This is a genomic window from Streptomyces sp. B5E4, from assembly GCF_039871555.1.
GTDB lineage: Bacteria > Actinomycetota > Actinomycetes > Streptomycetales > Streptomycetaceae > Streptomyces.
Genome location: NZ_JBDPMI010000021.1, coordinates 81,321 through 94,856, shown reverse-complemented (window position 1 = coordinate 94,856; position 13,536 = coordinate 81,321). Strand labels below are relative to the sequence as shown.

The window sequence follows — 13,536 nt, the reverse complement described above, 5'->3', positions numbered from 1 at the left end:
CCGTATCCAGGCCGGACAAGACCGCTGAAAGGTGATCCGGAAGAGACGGCCTAGGCCGAAGGTCTCGTTCCCCTGCCCGGCCGGCTTGTGATGGTGTCGGCGTACCCGATCACAGCAGGGCGGCAGGCAGCACGGACACTCCAGGGGCGGCAGGCAACCACATGGGCTTCGAACGGCAACGCGTCGTCATCACCGGTGCGTCCCGCGACTTCGGCCGGACTCTCGCCATCCGTTTCGCCCGGGAGGGTGCCGAGGTCTTCGTGTCCTCCCGCAGCCTGGCGGCGTCGCGGCGGGTGGCGGACGAGATCGGCGACCTCGGCCACGCACAGGTGCACGCCCTCGCCTGCGACCTGGCGGACCCCGCCTCGATCCGGCAGTTCGCCGCCGACGTGGCCCGGCGCACCGACCGGGTGGACGTGCTGGTCAACAACGGCGCCCGCTGGCTGGGCGGGCCGGATCTCCTCTCCGCCACCGACGAGGACGTGATCGACACCGTGTCCGCCGGGGCGACCGGCACGATCCTCGTCGTCAAGCGCCTGCTGCCGCTGCTGCTCGCGTCCGACAGGCCGGACATCGTCAACATGATCTCCGCCGCCGGGCTCCCGGCCCACCGGCGCTCCGACGCACACGACGCCTTCTACGCCGCCAAGAGCGCACAGGCCGGCTTCGCCGACATCCTCTCCGCGCGGCTACGGCCCCGGGGAGTGCGGGTCATCTCGCTCTACCCGCCGGACTTCGCCAACCCCGATCCGCTGTCCCCGGAGTGGGAGAGCACGCCGCGCGGCTCCGCGGACATGCTGACGGCCCACTCGGTCGCCGAGTGCGTGTTCTTCGCCCTCGGACAGCCCCGGGACTGCTTCATCAAGGCGTTCCACTTCGAACAGGCATCCGACTGAAGGACCGTCCGCATCCCGCGCCTGCGCCCGGCCCGTCAGGCTCCCACGAAGGTCACCGTCTCCGCCGGGTCCGCCCGGTCCGTACGCAGCGGCGGCACGCCCGCCTTCGCGTGGCCGACCGCGACGCCGCACAGCAGCACGAGCCCGTCACCGGCCCCGACCGCCTCGGCGACGGTCCGGCGGTACATCGTCCACATCACCTGGGGGCAACTGTGCAGCCCCTCCGCCCGCAGCAGCAGCATGACCGTCTGCAGATACATCCCCGCGTCCGCCCACTGCCCCGGCCCCATCGTGCGGTCGAGATAGCAGAACAGGACGACCGGGGCCCCGAACGCCCCCGCGTTGAGGGCGGCGATCTTCTGCGGCCTCCCGGGGTCGTCGCGCTCGATGCCCAGCGCCGCGTACCGCTGGGCCGCCGCGGCGGTGAACCGGTCCCGGTACGGCGGGCCCAGTTCGGCCGGGTACATCGGGTACTCCCGCTCGTCGCCCGGGTCCCCGGCCAGCGCCCTGGCCGTCGCGCGCTCCTTCAGGCCGGCCAGCGGGTCACCGGTGACGACGTACAGATGCCACGGCTGGAGGTTCCCGCTCGACGGGGCGCGGCCGGCGGCGGACAGCACCCGTTCGAGAACCTCCTTGGGGACGGGCTCGTCGCTGAACGCCCGTACGGCCCGGCGGCTGTCCACGGCCTCGTATACGTCCACGTTCAGGGTTCCTTCGTCATGGACTCCAGCGCGCGGCGCGTCTCCGGGCCGTAGACGCCGCGTTCGTCGCCGTCGATGTCGTTGTCCCGCTGGAAGCGCTCGACCGCCAGCCGCGTGAAGCGCCCGTACTGGCCGTCGGCGTCCAGAAAGTTCTCGTAGCCCGCGTCGTCGAGCCTCTCCTGCATCTCGGCGACCTCCCGGCCCGAATCGCCCTCCCGCAGCGTGGGCGGCGGCGGGGGCGGGTCCGGGTCGTCGGAGGTGGCGCCGGGGTCGGGGTCGGCGGGCGTGGTGGGGTCGGAGCCGGAGCCGGGCGGGGCGGCGGTGACCTGGCCGGCTTCGGTGCGCTCGGTCGGTGCCGCGTCCGGGTCGCCCGAGGCGGTGCCGGGGCGGTCGGAGTCTTCGGTGGCGCTGGGCTCCGCCGGGTCGTCGCCGTCCGCGGGAGCGCTGGGGGCGCCGCTGTGCGCGTCGTCGGGGCCGGGCTTCGTGCCGCCGCCGGTGGGGACGGCGGTGATGGAGTCCGGCTTCGGTACGGCGCGGTCGTCTTCCCCGTCGTCCGAGAACAGCCCGGAGCCCAGCAGTCCGACGCTGAGTGCGGCCACGACGCCGCCGACCGTGAGGACCAGCGTCATCCGCCGGCGCCGGCGGGCGGCGAGGCGCTCGCCGCGGCGGCGCGGGTCGTACGGGCCGCGGGGGTCGTCCGCGTCGTACGGATCCCGGGCGGCGCGCGGCGCGGCCGGGTCGTCGGCGAAGAGACCGAGGTCGGTGTCCGCGGGCCCTTCCGGTGCGGCGCCGATGGGGCCCAGGGGGGCGGCTTCCCCTCTCCCGGCCTCCGGCGCCCCCTCGCCGTAGCCCTCCGGCGCGCCGTCGTCCTCGCCGTCCCATCCCCCCACCGGACCCGGCGCCTTCATGACGTACGGCCGCAGCAGCGGCCTTTCCTGCTCCGGCGCCTCCCCCGCGCTCGCCTCGACGCCGCCCTCCGCGCCGCAGACGCAAGCCCGCCCGCCCCGCTCCTGGAGCGGCTCGCCGCAGGTGCGGCATGCGCGAGGTATCACCGTGCTCCCCCTCCTGTGGGCTGGAGGCGATTATGCAGACCCCGCGGAACCCTGCGCACCGCACCCCGGCCGCAATCCGTCCCGAGCGGACCGCCCCGGCGGGCCGTATCGACGCATCCGGGCGACTATGAGGCAAACGACCCGCGCATCACCGGCACCACGAGCATCAAAAGCACCGCCCGCCGCACGGTCACGCCACCCGAGGGGAGCCGCGCATGTCCCAGACCGCCGGCGCCCCGTCCGCCCCCGGGGTCCCCGGCCAGGGCCTCCCCCGGCGCGCCGTCCTGGTGTCCATGGGCGCCCTGCTGTCCGGGATGCTCCTCGCCGCACTCGACCAGACCATCGTCGCCACCGCCCTGCCCACGATCGTCAGCGACCTCGGCGGCCTGGAGCACCTGTCCTGGGTGGTCACCGCCTACCTCCTCGCCGCCACCGCCGGGACCCCGCTCTGGGGCAAGCTCGGCGACCAGTACGGCCGGAAGAAGCTCTTCCAGACCGCCATCGTCATCTTCCTCGCCGGCTCCGCGCTCTGCGGCATCGCACAGAACATGGGCCAGCTCATCGGCTTCCGCGCGCTGCAGGGCATCGGCGGCGGCGGGCTCATGTCGCTGGCGATGGCGATCGTCGGCGACATCGTGCCGCCGCGCGAACGCGGCCGCTACCAGGGCCTGTTCGGGGCCGTCTTCGGCGCCACCAGCGTCCTCGGCCCGCTCCTCGGCGGCATCTTCACCCAGCACCTGAGCTGGCGCTGGGTGTTCTACATCAACCTGCCCATCGGGCTCGCCGCCCTCGTCGTCATCGCCGTCGTCCTGCACCTCCCGCGCCGCGCCACCGAGCACCGCATCGACTACCTCGGCACCGCCCTCATCGCCTCCTTCGCCATCTGCCTCGTCGGCGTCACCTCCCTCGGCGGTACGACCTGGGCGTGGGGCTCCTGGCAGGTCGCCGTGGCCTGGCTGCTGGCGATCGCTCTGCTCACCGCGTTCATCCAGGTCGAGCGCCGGGCGGCAGAGCCGGTCATCCCGCTGAAGCTCTTCGGCATCCGCACGTTCACGCTCTGCTCGGTCATCGGGTTCGTCGTCGGCTTCGCGATGTTCGGCGCCATGACCTACCTGCCGACCTTCCTCCAGGTGGTCCGCGGTGTCTCCCCGACCGCCTCCGGCGTCCACATGCTCCCGATGGTCGCCGGCATGCTCATCGCCTCCACCGGCTCCGGGCAGCTCATCAGCCGCACCGGCCGCTGGAAGATCTTCCCCGTCCTCGGCACCGCCGTCACCACCGTCGGCCTCCTCCTGCTCCACCGGCTGCACCAGGGCAGCAACGACGGGGAACTCAGCGGCTCCTTCTTCGTCTTCGGCTTCGGCCTGGGCCTCGTCATGCAGGTCCTCGTGCTCGTCGTGCAGAACGCCGTCTCGTACGGCGACCTCGGCGTCGCCACCTCCGGCGCCACCTTCTTCCGCTCCATCGGCGCGTCGTTCGGCGTCGCCGTCTTCGGCACCGTCTTCAGCGGCCGGCTGCGCCACAAGCTCGAAACGGAACTGAGCGGCGTGTCCCTGCCCGACGGGATCAGCATCACGTCGCTGGAGTCCGATCCGCGCTCCCTCGGCCGGCTGCCCGCCGCCCTGCGGCAGGAAGTGGTGAACGCCTACTCCACTTCCATCACCGACGTCTTCCTCTACGCCGCGCCCGTCGCCCTCCTCGCCTTCCTCATCGCGCTCTTCCTGCGCGAGGACCCCCTGCGCGGCACCGTCACCGTCCCCGACGGCAGCGAGACCGTCGCCACCAACCCCGTCGAGCGCTCCCCCCGCGACGAGGTGTGCCGCGCCCTGAGCGCGCTCAGCACCCGCGAGGGGCGGCGGGAGTTGTACGAGGACATCACCCGCCGCGCCGGCCTGGACCTGCGGCCCGCGTCGAGCTGGCTGCTGCTGCGCGTCCAGCGGGACGAGTCCACCGAGCCGGTGGCGCTCGCCGAGCGCACCGGGCTGCCCCTCGACGTGGTCCTCGGCGCGGCACAGGAGTTGGAGGAAGAGGGCCTGACGCGCCGGGAAGGGCTGCCGATCCTCTGTACGCAGGAGGGCGTCAGGGCCGCGCGGCGGCTCGCGACGGCGCGGCAGGCCGCGCTGGCCGAGATGCTGGGCGACTGGTGGACGCCCGACCGGCCCACGGACCTCACCGAGCTGGTGGAGCAGTTGTCGGCCGAGCTGTGCGGCTCCGACCACGAGGCGCCGCCCGGCGAAGCCGTCGAGAAATGGCGGCCCGACCCGGACTCCCCGCCGAAACCCCCTGCTTGAGCGGCACGCCGCAGCACCCGTGCCGTGCGCCGGCCGCAACGACTGGCCTACGGCGGCACCCGGCACGCCGTGCCGTACGGCATCCGGGTGACAGCAGGTGAGCGTGCCCTCAGGAGTGATGCAGGTTACATCTGGTGCCCCCGTGCGAATTCCGGCGACGCCCCAGGCGTACGCTGTGATCCGCCCGGCGCTCTCGTCCGCGGCAGAGGATCACCGGAATGACCGCCGGGACACGGGGAGCAGGGGAACAGTGGAGTTTGTGGGGTCACTGAGCGGTACCCCGTGGATGTACGCGATCGTCGCCACCTCCGTCCTCCTCGACGTCTTCCTGCCCCTGCTGCCCAGTGGCGCGCTGGTCATAATGGCCGCCACCGCCGCCGCCGGCACCACCACCGCGGCCGACGCCGTACGCAACGGCGCCACCCTGCCAGCCGCCGACCACCTCGCCGAACTGCTGGCCCTCATGCTCTGCGCAGCCACCGCCTCCGTGCTCGGCGACATGCTCGCGTTCCGGCTCGCCAGCAGAGGCCGCGAGAAGTTCGCCAACTCCCGCCTGCTGGTCCGCGCGCAGGAGCGCCTCGGCCACCACCTCAGCGGCCGGCGCGGCGGCGGGATCGTCGTCCTGGCCCGGTTCGCGCCCGCGGGGCGCAGCGTCGTGATGCTCGGTGCGGGCGCGATGCACCGGCAGGTACGGGAGTTCCTGCCGTGGTCCGCGCTCGCCGGGCTGCTCTGGGCCGCGTACGGCGTGACGCTCGGGTACTTCGGCAGCCGCTGGCTGGGCGCGGGCTGGCTGGCCACGGGCGTGTCGGTGCTGGCGCTGTTCGTCGCCGGGCTCGGCGCCGCGTACCTGGTCCGCAGGCCGCGCCCACAGCCGACCGCCTCCGACTGACCGCCGGCGGGGACGGGTCAGCCGCGCAGGTAGGCGTCGACCTCGTCGGCGACCGCCCGCGTGTAGCGCTCAAGACCCGGGGACCTGGCCGGGCACGGCCGCCCGCCTTCGGGGGTCGGCGCGAGACAGAAGTGCAACGGGTCGTCGTCGCGGTGCAGTCGGGCGGTGTCGCCGGGTCCGGTGCAGTAGCCGGCGGTGCGCTGCTCGTAGGCGTTGCACGGCAGGTACTGCGTCCACTTGCCGTCGTCGTCGCGCAGTTCACGGCCACCGTCGGCCAGCAGGTCGCCGGCGGCGGCGGCCTGCTCGTCGTAGAGGGCGTTGACCTGCTCGATCCGGTCGGGGTGCAGCGCGTCGGGCGGCTGCTGCACCCAGACGATCCGGGGCCGCGGCACGTCCGCGGCGCGCGCGGCGTCGGCGATCTGCCCGGTGAGGGCGCGCAGGTCGGCCGCGTAGCGCTCGTAGTACGCGGCCGTCCCCCACTCGACGCCCTCCATGCAGGGGGTGTAGCCCCAGGTGTTGCCCCAGAACTGCAGCACGATCACGCCCGGTTCGCGCTCCTTGACCAGGGCGGCGGCCTTGTCCTCCTTCGGGACGAGGGAGCGGCCGGGGCGGCCCTGGAGGTAGTCGCAGACGGTCACCCCGGCGACGGGCTCGCTGCTGTACGAGCCGACGCGGGCGGAGCGTTCGAGCCGTCCGCCGAGGATGTCCTGGGCCTCCATGGCGAGGGAGTCGCCGAGGTAGAGCACGTCCTGCGGGGTGCGCGGGGGCGCGCCGGGGCCGGGTGAGGCGGAACCGGACGCGCCGGGGCGGGGGGTGGCGGCGTCGGGCGGGGTGAAGCGGGAGCGGTCCGGCGCCTGGTCCCGTACGGCGCTGTCCACCGCATCGCCGCCCGCCGAGCCGCCGTCGGAGCGCGACACCGCGCCCCAGCCGACGGCCACGGCCACCAACGCCACGGCGAGCACGGGCCCCACCCAGCGTTTCGTCTCCATCAGGTCCTCCGGCACCCGGTGACAACTGGCCAGTAGGGTAGGGAGTCGACCGCCTCCGGGTCGAGGCCCTTCGGCCCCTTCCCCGCGGCCGGTTGTGCCACGGTTGTCGGCCGTCGGTCGTCAGGTGCGCGGAGTCGGACGCGGGGCGTCGGGCGGAGGGCGTCAGGGCTCAGGTGCCGTATAGCCTGGCCACCGCCTCGTACGTCTCCTTCTTCTCCCACCGCTCCGGCTCGCCCTCCAAGAACCGGACCACCCCGGAGCCGGCCGTGTCCAGGCCGTGCCGCGGGTCGTCCGGGGTGTGCGGGAAGTGTCCCGCACGGCGAAGGTGCAGACGAAGCAGCGGTGCACGCCGCGGGCGGTGGCGAGGGCGTCGGCGAGGAGCGGGCGCAAGCGGCGCGCGGCGGCGGCGCGACGGCCCGAACCGGTGGGAGCGCGCGTCTGGGGTCCAGTGGGGCGGAAGTGGCCACGGACCGGGGCGGGTGAGGGCCCGTAGCGTACGGGGACGGCGCACGGCGCATCGCCGAAGGTCACAGCGGTGTCGGCCGAAGTCCCGCAGCCGTCGCCGTCCGCCCGCCGTCCGCCCGCCGCCCCGTTCGCCGTACGCCCAGGAGGCCCCCGTGCACCCCGTCCTCGCCGCCGACCTCGACCGCTTCGACCAGCTCCTCGACGCCGCCCGCGCCCGCGCCGTGGCCGCTCTCCGCGGCCTCGCGGACCGCCCGGTCGCCGCGCCCGCGCCGCATGCCCCCGGCCCGTACGAGCCGCTGCCCGAGCGCGGCGCCGGGGGCGCGGCGGCGCTCGCGCGCTTCGGGGAGCGCTGGGAGCCGGGTCTGTCGGGCAGCGCGGGGCCGCGTTACCTCGGGTTCGTGACCGGCGGGGCGACGCCGGCGGCGGTGGCGGGCGACTGGCTCGTGGGTGCGTACGACCAGAACGTGGTCGTGGCGGGCGACTCCGCGGCGACGGATCTGGAGCGCGAGACGGTGGGCTGGTTGCGCGAGTTGTTCGGGCTGGGCGGGGCGCACGCGGGCGCGTTCGTGTCCGGGGCGACGATGTCGAACGTCGCGGGGCTGGCCGTGGCCCGGGAGTGGCTGGGCGAACGGCTCGGGGTCTCGGTCGCGGACGCCGGGGCGGGCGCGCTGGGCGAGGTCACGGTCCTGTCGGGTGCGGCCCACTCCAGCGTCCCCAAGGCGCTGTCGCTCCTCGGGCTCGGCCGCGGCGCGCTGCGCGCGGTGCCGCCGCTGCCGGGGCGGGAGGCCGTGAACGTGGGCGAACTGGCCGCCGCACTGGCGGCGTTGGACGGCAGGCCGGCGATCGTGGTGGCGAACAGCGGCACGGTCAACACCGTCGACTTCGACGACCTGCGGGCGATCGCCGCGCTGCGGGAGCGGTATCCGTTCTGGCTGCACGTGGACGCGGCGTTCGGGGCCTTCGCGGCGCTGTCACCGGAGCACGCGCACCTGGTGGCGGGGCTGGACGCCGCCGATTCGGTCTGCGTGGACCTGCACAAGTGGCTCAACGTCCCGTACGACGCGGCGGTGCAGTTCACCCGCCGCCGGGACCTCCAGGTCCGCGTCTTCCGCAACGCGGCCGCGTATATGGCGCAGCCTGGCGACGACCCCGACTTCGTTCACCTCACCCCGGAGAACTCCCGCCGCCTGCGCGCCCTGCCGGCGTGGCTGACGCTGGCGGCGTACGGGCGCGAGGGCCACCGGGAGGTGGTGGAACGCAACGCGGCGCTGGCCCGGCGGTTCGGCTCGGGGGTGGAGGGCGGATCGGGGGGCGGATTGCGGCTGCTGGCGCCGGTGCGGCTGAACGTCGTGTGCTTCACGCTCGCGGCGGAGCCGACGGAGGAGCGGGTGGCGGCGCTGGCGCGGGCTGCCGCGGCGAGCGGGGAGGTCGTGGTCACGCCGACGGTGTACGGGGGGACGCACGGCCTGAGGGCGGCGTTCAGCAACTGGCGTACGGGGCCGGAGGATGTGGACCGGGCGGTGGAGGCGCTGGTGCAGGCGGCACGGGAAGTGCAGGCGGCACGGGAGGTGTAGGGGGCTCGGGCGCGTCCGGCGGCAGCGGCGCACCCGCTGCCCGTCCCGCCCTCTCCTCACCCCGCCCCCCACTCCACCGCCGTGCCGGGCCGCGCCACCCGGACGTCCCCGTCGAACCCCCGCCGCGCCGCGGCGACCGCCGCGTCCCGGTCCCCGCCCGGCCACAGGTGGGTGAGCAGCAGTCGCTCCGCGCCCGCGCGGGTCGCGTGCTCGCCGGCCTGGCGGGCGCTCGACAGGTACGGTGCGTCCTCCTCCGGCACCTCCTCCGGGTAGGTGGCCTCGGCGAGGAACAGGTCCGCCGCGGCGGCGAGTTCCGCGAGGGCGGGGCTCGGGCCGGTGTCGCCGGTGTACGCGAGAACCCGGCCCCCCGCCGTCAGCCGCAGCCCGGCGTTGGGGACGTGGTGCGGCAGCGCGCGGGTCCCGACGCGGAACGGGCCGGAGGTGAACTCCGGCTCCGTCGCCGGGTCGAACGCACGCAGCTCGTACGAGCCGCGCAGCATCCCCGGCCGGTCCAGCGCCAGTACCGCGTCGAGCGCACCGGCCGGGGCGTACACCGGAAGCGTGGGCGCCGGCGCTTCGGCCAGTGCGCGGGCGCGTAGAAGGGGATGGAGGTCGGCGCAGTGGTCGGGGTGCCCGTGAGTGACGACGACGGCGTCGACGTCACCGGGGCGTAGCTGCCGGAGGAGCTGCGGCATCACGGCGTACCCGGGATCGAGCAGCAGCCGGTGCCCGTCGTGCTCGACGAGGTAGCCGCTGCAGGCGGCTTCCGCGGTCGGCCAGGCGCCGCAGCCGCCGAGCACAGTGAGCTTCATGCCGTCCTCCCGTCGCCGCACGGGGGGCGGACCCGCCCCCCGTGCGCCACAGTAACGGCGTCCGCCCGCCCCGCGTCCGCACGGGGCCCGTCACCAGGCGATGTGCACCAGGAACCAGCCCGCGAAGCCCAGCCAGGCCGCGACGAAGACCGCCTTGCCCACCGGCGTACGCACCCGGAACCACGCCCGGGTCCGCTCCGAGAGGGTGTCGCCCTTCTGCGGGGTCCGCAGCGCGATGACCTCCACCACCGCGCCCAGGGCGAGCAGGCCGCCCCAGATCCAGTCGGCCCCGCTCACGCCGGCCGCCCCTCGGCGGCGTCGGGCGGCGGTACGGCGGCCACGGGCGAGGGCGCCGCGGCCGTCCGCGCCGGGTACTCCGGCGGCCGCGCCCAGCCCAGCAGCACGCCCGCGACGACCTGCAGCGGCTTCCACTCCCGCTTCGCCGCCCACTCCTCCAGCGCCCGGAACACCGCGTAGTACACGGCGGTGACCAGCGCGGTGACCCCGGCGGTCGCGGTCGTGGAGTCGGCGTCGACACCGAAGGCACCGGCCGCGGTCACGACCCAGCCGACGAGCAGCGGAACCAGGGTACGTAACACAGAGATGTACAGATTCATGGTCAGATCCCCCGATCTGTCGCCACCAAGGGTGAATAGTGGCCTTCTGCTACGGGGATGCCCGCACAGCGGCCCCTTGAACCACAACCTGAACGTCCAGTTCCGCATCGAACTCCCCCGGCCCACCCGCCCCTTGGGGCGCACTCCGGGCACGCAGGAATCCACGGCCGCGCTTGCGCGGCGGCCGCAACGGGGACGAGGGGGGAAACGCACGAGACGGCAAGGACAGCAAGGGATAGCGCGAGGGATTCGGCCACCGTCCCGTCCCGACCCCCACTCGAAAGGGACGAATGATGACCATCAAGGGCATCGACGTCAGTTCGCACCAGTCAAGCAACTACTCCACGCGAGGCATGAACTTCGTCTTCGTCAAGGCGTCGGAAGGCCGCAGCTACGTCAACCCCAAGCAGGGCGCCCAGGCCACGCACGGCCGCGAGGCGGGCCTGGTGCTGGGGTTCTACCACTTTCTCTGGCCGGGCAACATCAAGGCCCAGGCCCAGTACTTCGTCGACAAGGCGAAGGAGAAACCGGGCGACATGCTCGCCTGCGACTGGGAGCACACCAGCGAGGGCACCGCGGCGAGCAACAAGGAGAAGGACGCCTTCATCAAGGAGGTGAAGCGGCTGCGGCCGCGCCACCGGGTCCTCCTCTACTGCAACCGCGACTTCTGGCTCAACCGCGACACCACGAGCTACGCCGGCGACGGCCTGTGGATCGCCCAGTACAACGGCAACCCGGGCAAGCCCGACATCCAGGCGTCGTGGCGCTTCCACCAGTACACGTCGTCGCCGGTCGACACGAACGTGGGCCGCTTCAGCTCACGTTCGGCACTGCGGTCGTGGGCCCGCGAACGCTTCGACGCCAGACTCACGGCAACCGAAACGGAAGCCGAACCGGACGGCGACGCGGAGGAGCCGATAACCACCTGACCCGCGGGGCGGCGGCGACGCCGGGTCGCGGGCGGTACGTGCCGCGTGGTGAGCAGGTGTACTCATGCCGGCCGGAACTCCCGGGAGGACATTCCCCGCATGGGACTGCTGGATGCCGTGTCGGGTACGGCCCTGGTGCTGTGGACGGGAGCCTGCGTGAGGGGGCTCGTCTACTTCTCCCTCTGCATCGGCTGGAAGAACAAACGTCATCCTCCCCCCGGCCGGCTGAAGGTCCTCGCCTGGCGGGTGGGGCTGGCCGTCGCCGCCGCGGCGCTGCCGGCGACACCGCCGCTGGTCCTCTGGTTCGGGATCACCCGCGGCTTCTGGATCACCGTGACCGTACAAGCGGCCCTGTGCGCCGCAGCGCTGTGCTTCCTCGCCACCCGCCGCCACCGCAACCGGCGCCCGCCCCCGCCGGGGGCCCGCCGCCCCCGGCCCCCGCAACCGACCCCGGAAGAACCCGAACCGCCGACACCTGCCTCGTCACCCTCGCGGGCGCCGCCACCCGGGACGGCAGAGGCCCAGGTGCCCGGTAGGGAACCGGGTGGCCTGGGCCTTCGTCGTTGCTGTCGGGTGGTGGGCGCGGGCGGGTTCGAACCGCCGACATCTGCCTTGTAAGACGAGAGGCGATGCTCTGGCGCACTCCGGCTACTCTGACACGCTCCCCCCGACCCCAGGTCAGAGCCTTCTACCCTCCGGGTCACTCCGGCAATTCCGGGCGTCTCCGGGACCTCCGCTCACGCATCGCTCACGCAAGCCAGCGGATCTCCGGGGGCGGTGACCTGCCCAGACTCCATTCTCCCACTCCCCCGCCCGCACGGAACGGCCCCGGGAGCGGATGCACGCTCCCGGGGCCGGCCTATGCCCGTGCTCGCCCTGCCTACGGCGGGGAGGCGGCAGCCGCCGCCACAGCGCCTCACGCGGGCGTTCAGGGTGCCAGGGCGGAGCGGGCGATGAGGGTGCCGATGTGGTCCCGCTTCGGCGCCTGGAGGACGTCGACCGCGATGTCGGTGAAGCCGGCGCGCTCCAGCAGGACGCGCCACTTCCGCGGGGTGTAGCTGTAACGGTAGGTGTACAGGGCCTTCCCGGCGAAGCCGCCCTTGTACATGCCCTGGGGGCCGTAGGCGCCGGGGATGGGCGGCGGCTGGGAGAAGGCGAAGACGCCGCCGGGGTTGAGGCGCTGGGCGACGAGCGGGAGCAGCTTGACGGGGTCGGTGAACCAGGCGGCGCCGAAGATGGAGTACACCGCGTCCCACGTTCGGCCGGTGCCGGTGAGGTAGTCCAGTACCTCGGCGCAGACGAACTCCGGTACGCGGCGGCCGGCCCAGTGTGCGGTGATCTGCTTGACCATCACGGGAGACAGATCCAGGCCGGTGACCTCGACGCCGCGGGCGGTGAGGTGGACGGCGGCGCGGCCTGTGCCGCAGCCGAGCTCCAGCGCGGTCTTCGGCTCGCCGAGGAGTTCGGGACCGGGCCCGTGGCCGGCGTACTGCGTCCAGTTCAGGACGGGCTCGGTGATGTCCTTGGTGACGCTCTCGGCATAGGCGTCCCACAGTTCGGTCTCGTGGGCGAGGTTGTGACGGGCGGGCAACCGGGTCTCCTTGGACGCTGGGAGAAGGGACTGGCCCCGCCCCCCCGGGGGTGCGGGGCGGGGCCAGCGTAGGGGTGGTCAGTGGCTGTCAGGGGCCTTGTCGTCGCACGGAGAGCACTCCGCGCCGTCCATCGCCCACAACTCCTCGTCCGGGGCGAAGCCACAGCCGCGGATGAAGTCGGCGGTGCGCAGCACGGTGCCGTCTCTGCGGCGGTCGATGAGCGGGGCGTGGTGCTTGTACCGGCCGCCGTTGTACGCCTCACAGAAGGCGAAGTACACGGGGGTGTCGAGGATGATCTGGTGCACGCCGATGTCGACGATCTTCCCGACGCCGAGATGGACCTCGGGGTGCTCCATGGCGGTGACGAGGTACATGATCGCGTTGTCGAGGATCCGCTCGGCCATGTCGCGGACCATGGTCCCGTCGCGCATGAGGAGCTTGATCTCCCGCTCCCACAGCGTGACCTGCTCGGAGCCCGGGGACTCCAGCACGTTGTACGTCAGCTCCTTGATCCGCGGCCGGACCGCGTCCAGCAGCGCCCGCGGGTCGCGCTCCGTTGTCGCGGCGCGGGCGGGTTCGAGTGCGACGCTCATTACTCCTCCGTGATCCGTTGATGGGATGCAGTGGTGCGGAGCCCCGCCCGCCGGAGCCGGCGCAACGGTGGGCGGGGAGCCTTCTAGGCGGCCGTAAGTATCAGCGGCCCGCCGGGGCCCGCCTCTTGGCCGCGGT

General features: G+C 73.7%; 14 protein-coding genes. 6 read left to right on the top strand and 8 right to left on the bottom strand.

Going from position 1 to position 13,536, the window contains the following annotated elements:
- Positions 1 to 161 precede the first annotated feature (161 nt).
- On the top strand, positions 162 to 896 hold the full coding sequence (locus ABGA99_RS24640) for an SDR family oxidoreductase (RefSeq protein WP_347583437.1): 735 nt from the start codon (positions 162 to 164) through the stop codon (positions 894 to 896).
- Between the two features lie 35 nt (positions 897 to 931).
- On the opposite strand, the gene ABGA99_RS24635 is transcribed toward ABGA99_RS24640, so the two are convergent.
- Together ABGA99_RS24635 and ABGA99_RS24630 are read right to left on the bottom strand one after the other, a co-directional pair.
- Entirely contained in the window at positions 932 to 1,597 is a 666-nt protein-coding gene (locus tag ABGA99_RS24635; RefSeq protein WP_347579527.1) for a nitroreductase, read from the bottom strand.
- Between the two features lie 2 nt (positions 1,598 to 1,599).
- Entirely contained in the window at positions 1,600 to 2,649 is a 1,050-nt protein-coding gene (locus tag ABGA99_RS24630; RefSeq protein WP_347583436.1) for a peptidoglycan-binding protein, read from the bottom strand.
- Positions 2,650 to 2,864: 215 nt separating this feature from the next.
- On the opposite strand from ABGA99_RS24630, the gene ABGA99_RS24625 reads away from it, so the two are divergent.
- Complete coding sequence (locus ABGA99_RS24625) at positions 2,865 to 4,940, top strand: MDR family MFS transporter (protein ID WP_347583435.1); 2,076 nt, start codon at positions 2,865 to 2,867, stop codon at positions 4,938 to 4,940.
- A 286-nt stretch (positions 4,941 to 5,226) separates the two neighbouring features.
- Entirely contained in the window at positions 5,227 to 5,829 is a 603-nt protein-coding gene (locus ABGA99_RS24620; RefSeq protein WP_347579607.1) for a VTT domain-containing protein, read from the top strand.
- 17 nt (positions 5,830 to 5,846) lie between these two features.
- Here the strand turns inward: ABGA99_RS24620 and ABGA99_RS24615 are convergent, their stop codons facing one another.
- Positions 5,847 to 6,818 (bottom strand): hypothetical protein, encoded by a 972-nt coding sequence (locus ABGA99_RS24615; protein WP_347583434.1) that lies wholly within the window; start codon positions 6,816 to 6,818, stop codon positions 5,847 to 5,849.
- A 617-nt stretch (positions 6,819 to 7,435) separates the two neighbouring features.
- On the opposite strand from ABGA99_RS24615, the gene ABGA99_RS24610 reads away from it, so the two are divergent.
- Entirely contained in the window at positions 7,436 to 8,857 is a 1,422-nt protein-coding gene (locus ABGA99_RS24610; protein ID WP_347583433.1) for a pyridoxal-dependent decarboxylase, read from the top strand.
- 56 nt (positions 8,858 to 8,913) lie between these two features.
- Here the strand turns inward: ABGA99_RS24610 and ABGA99_RS24605 are convergent, their stop codons facing one another.
- The 3 genes from ABGA99_RS24605 to ABGA99_RS24595 all read right to left on the bottom strand — a co-directional run bounded on the left by ABGA99_RS24605 (position 8,914) and on the right by ABGA99_RS24595 (position 10,286).
- Positions 8,914 to 9,669, bottom strand: coding sequence for an MBL fold metallo-hydrolase (locus ABGA99_RS24605; protein ID WP_347579533.1), 756 nt, complete (start codon positions 9,667 to 9,669; stop codon positions 8,914 to 8,916).
- 90 nt (positions 9,670 to 9,759) lie between these two features.
- A complete protein-coding gene (locus ABGA99_RS24600) occupies positions 9,760 to 9,966 on the bottom strand; it encodes a hypothetical protein (protein ID WP_347579534.1) in 207 nt (68 codons plus the stop codon).
- On the bottom strand, positions 9,963 to 10,286 hold the full coding sequence (locus tag ABGA99_RS24595) for a hypothetical protein (RefSeq protein ID WP_347579535.1): 324 nt from the start codon (positions 10,284 to 10,286) through the stop codon (positions 9,963 to 9,965). Before ABGA99_RS24595 ends, ABGA99_RS24600 begins: the two co-directional genes overlap by 4 nt.
- A 293-nt stretch (positions 10,287 to 10,579) precedes the next feature.
- On the opposite strand from ABGA99_RS24595, the gene ABGA99_RS24590 reads away from it, so the two are divergent.
- Together ABGA99_RS24590 and ABGA99_RS24585 are read left to right on the top strand one after the other, a co-directional pair.
- Entirely contained in the window at positions 10,580 to 11,215 is a 636-nt protein-coding gene (locus ABGA99_RS24590) for a GH25 family lysozyme (protein WP_347579608.1), read from the top strand.
- A 99-nt stretch (positions 11,216 to 11,314) separates the two neighbouring features.
- Positions 11,315 to 11,833: a hypothetical protein gene (locus ABGA99_RS24585; protein WP_347583432.1), complete on the top strand. Its 519-nt coding sequence runs from the start codon at positions 11,315 to 11,317 to the stop codon at positions 11,831 to 11,833.
- A 310-nt stretch (positions 11,834 to 12,143) separates the two neighbouring features.
- On the opposite strand, the gene ABGA99_RS24580 is transcribed toward ABGA99_RS24585, so the two are convergent.
- Positions 12,144 to 12,806, bottom strand: a complete 663-nt coding sequence (locus ABGA99_RS24580; RefSeq protein WP_347583431.1) for a class I SAM-dependent methyltransferase — start codon at positions 12,804 to 12,806, stop codon at positions 12,144 to 12,146.
- Positions 12,807 to 12,884: 78 nt separating this feature from the next.
- Positions 12,885 to 13,400 (bottom strand): hypothetical protein, encoded by a 516-nt coding sequence (locus tag ABGA99_RS24575; RefSeq protein ID WP_347583430.1) that lies wholly within the window; start codon positions 13,398 to 13,400, stop codon positions 12,885 to 12,887.
- Positions 13,401 to 13,536: the final 136 nt, after the last annotated feature.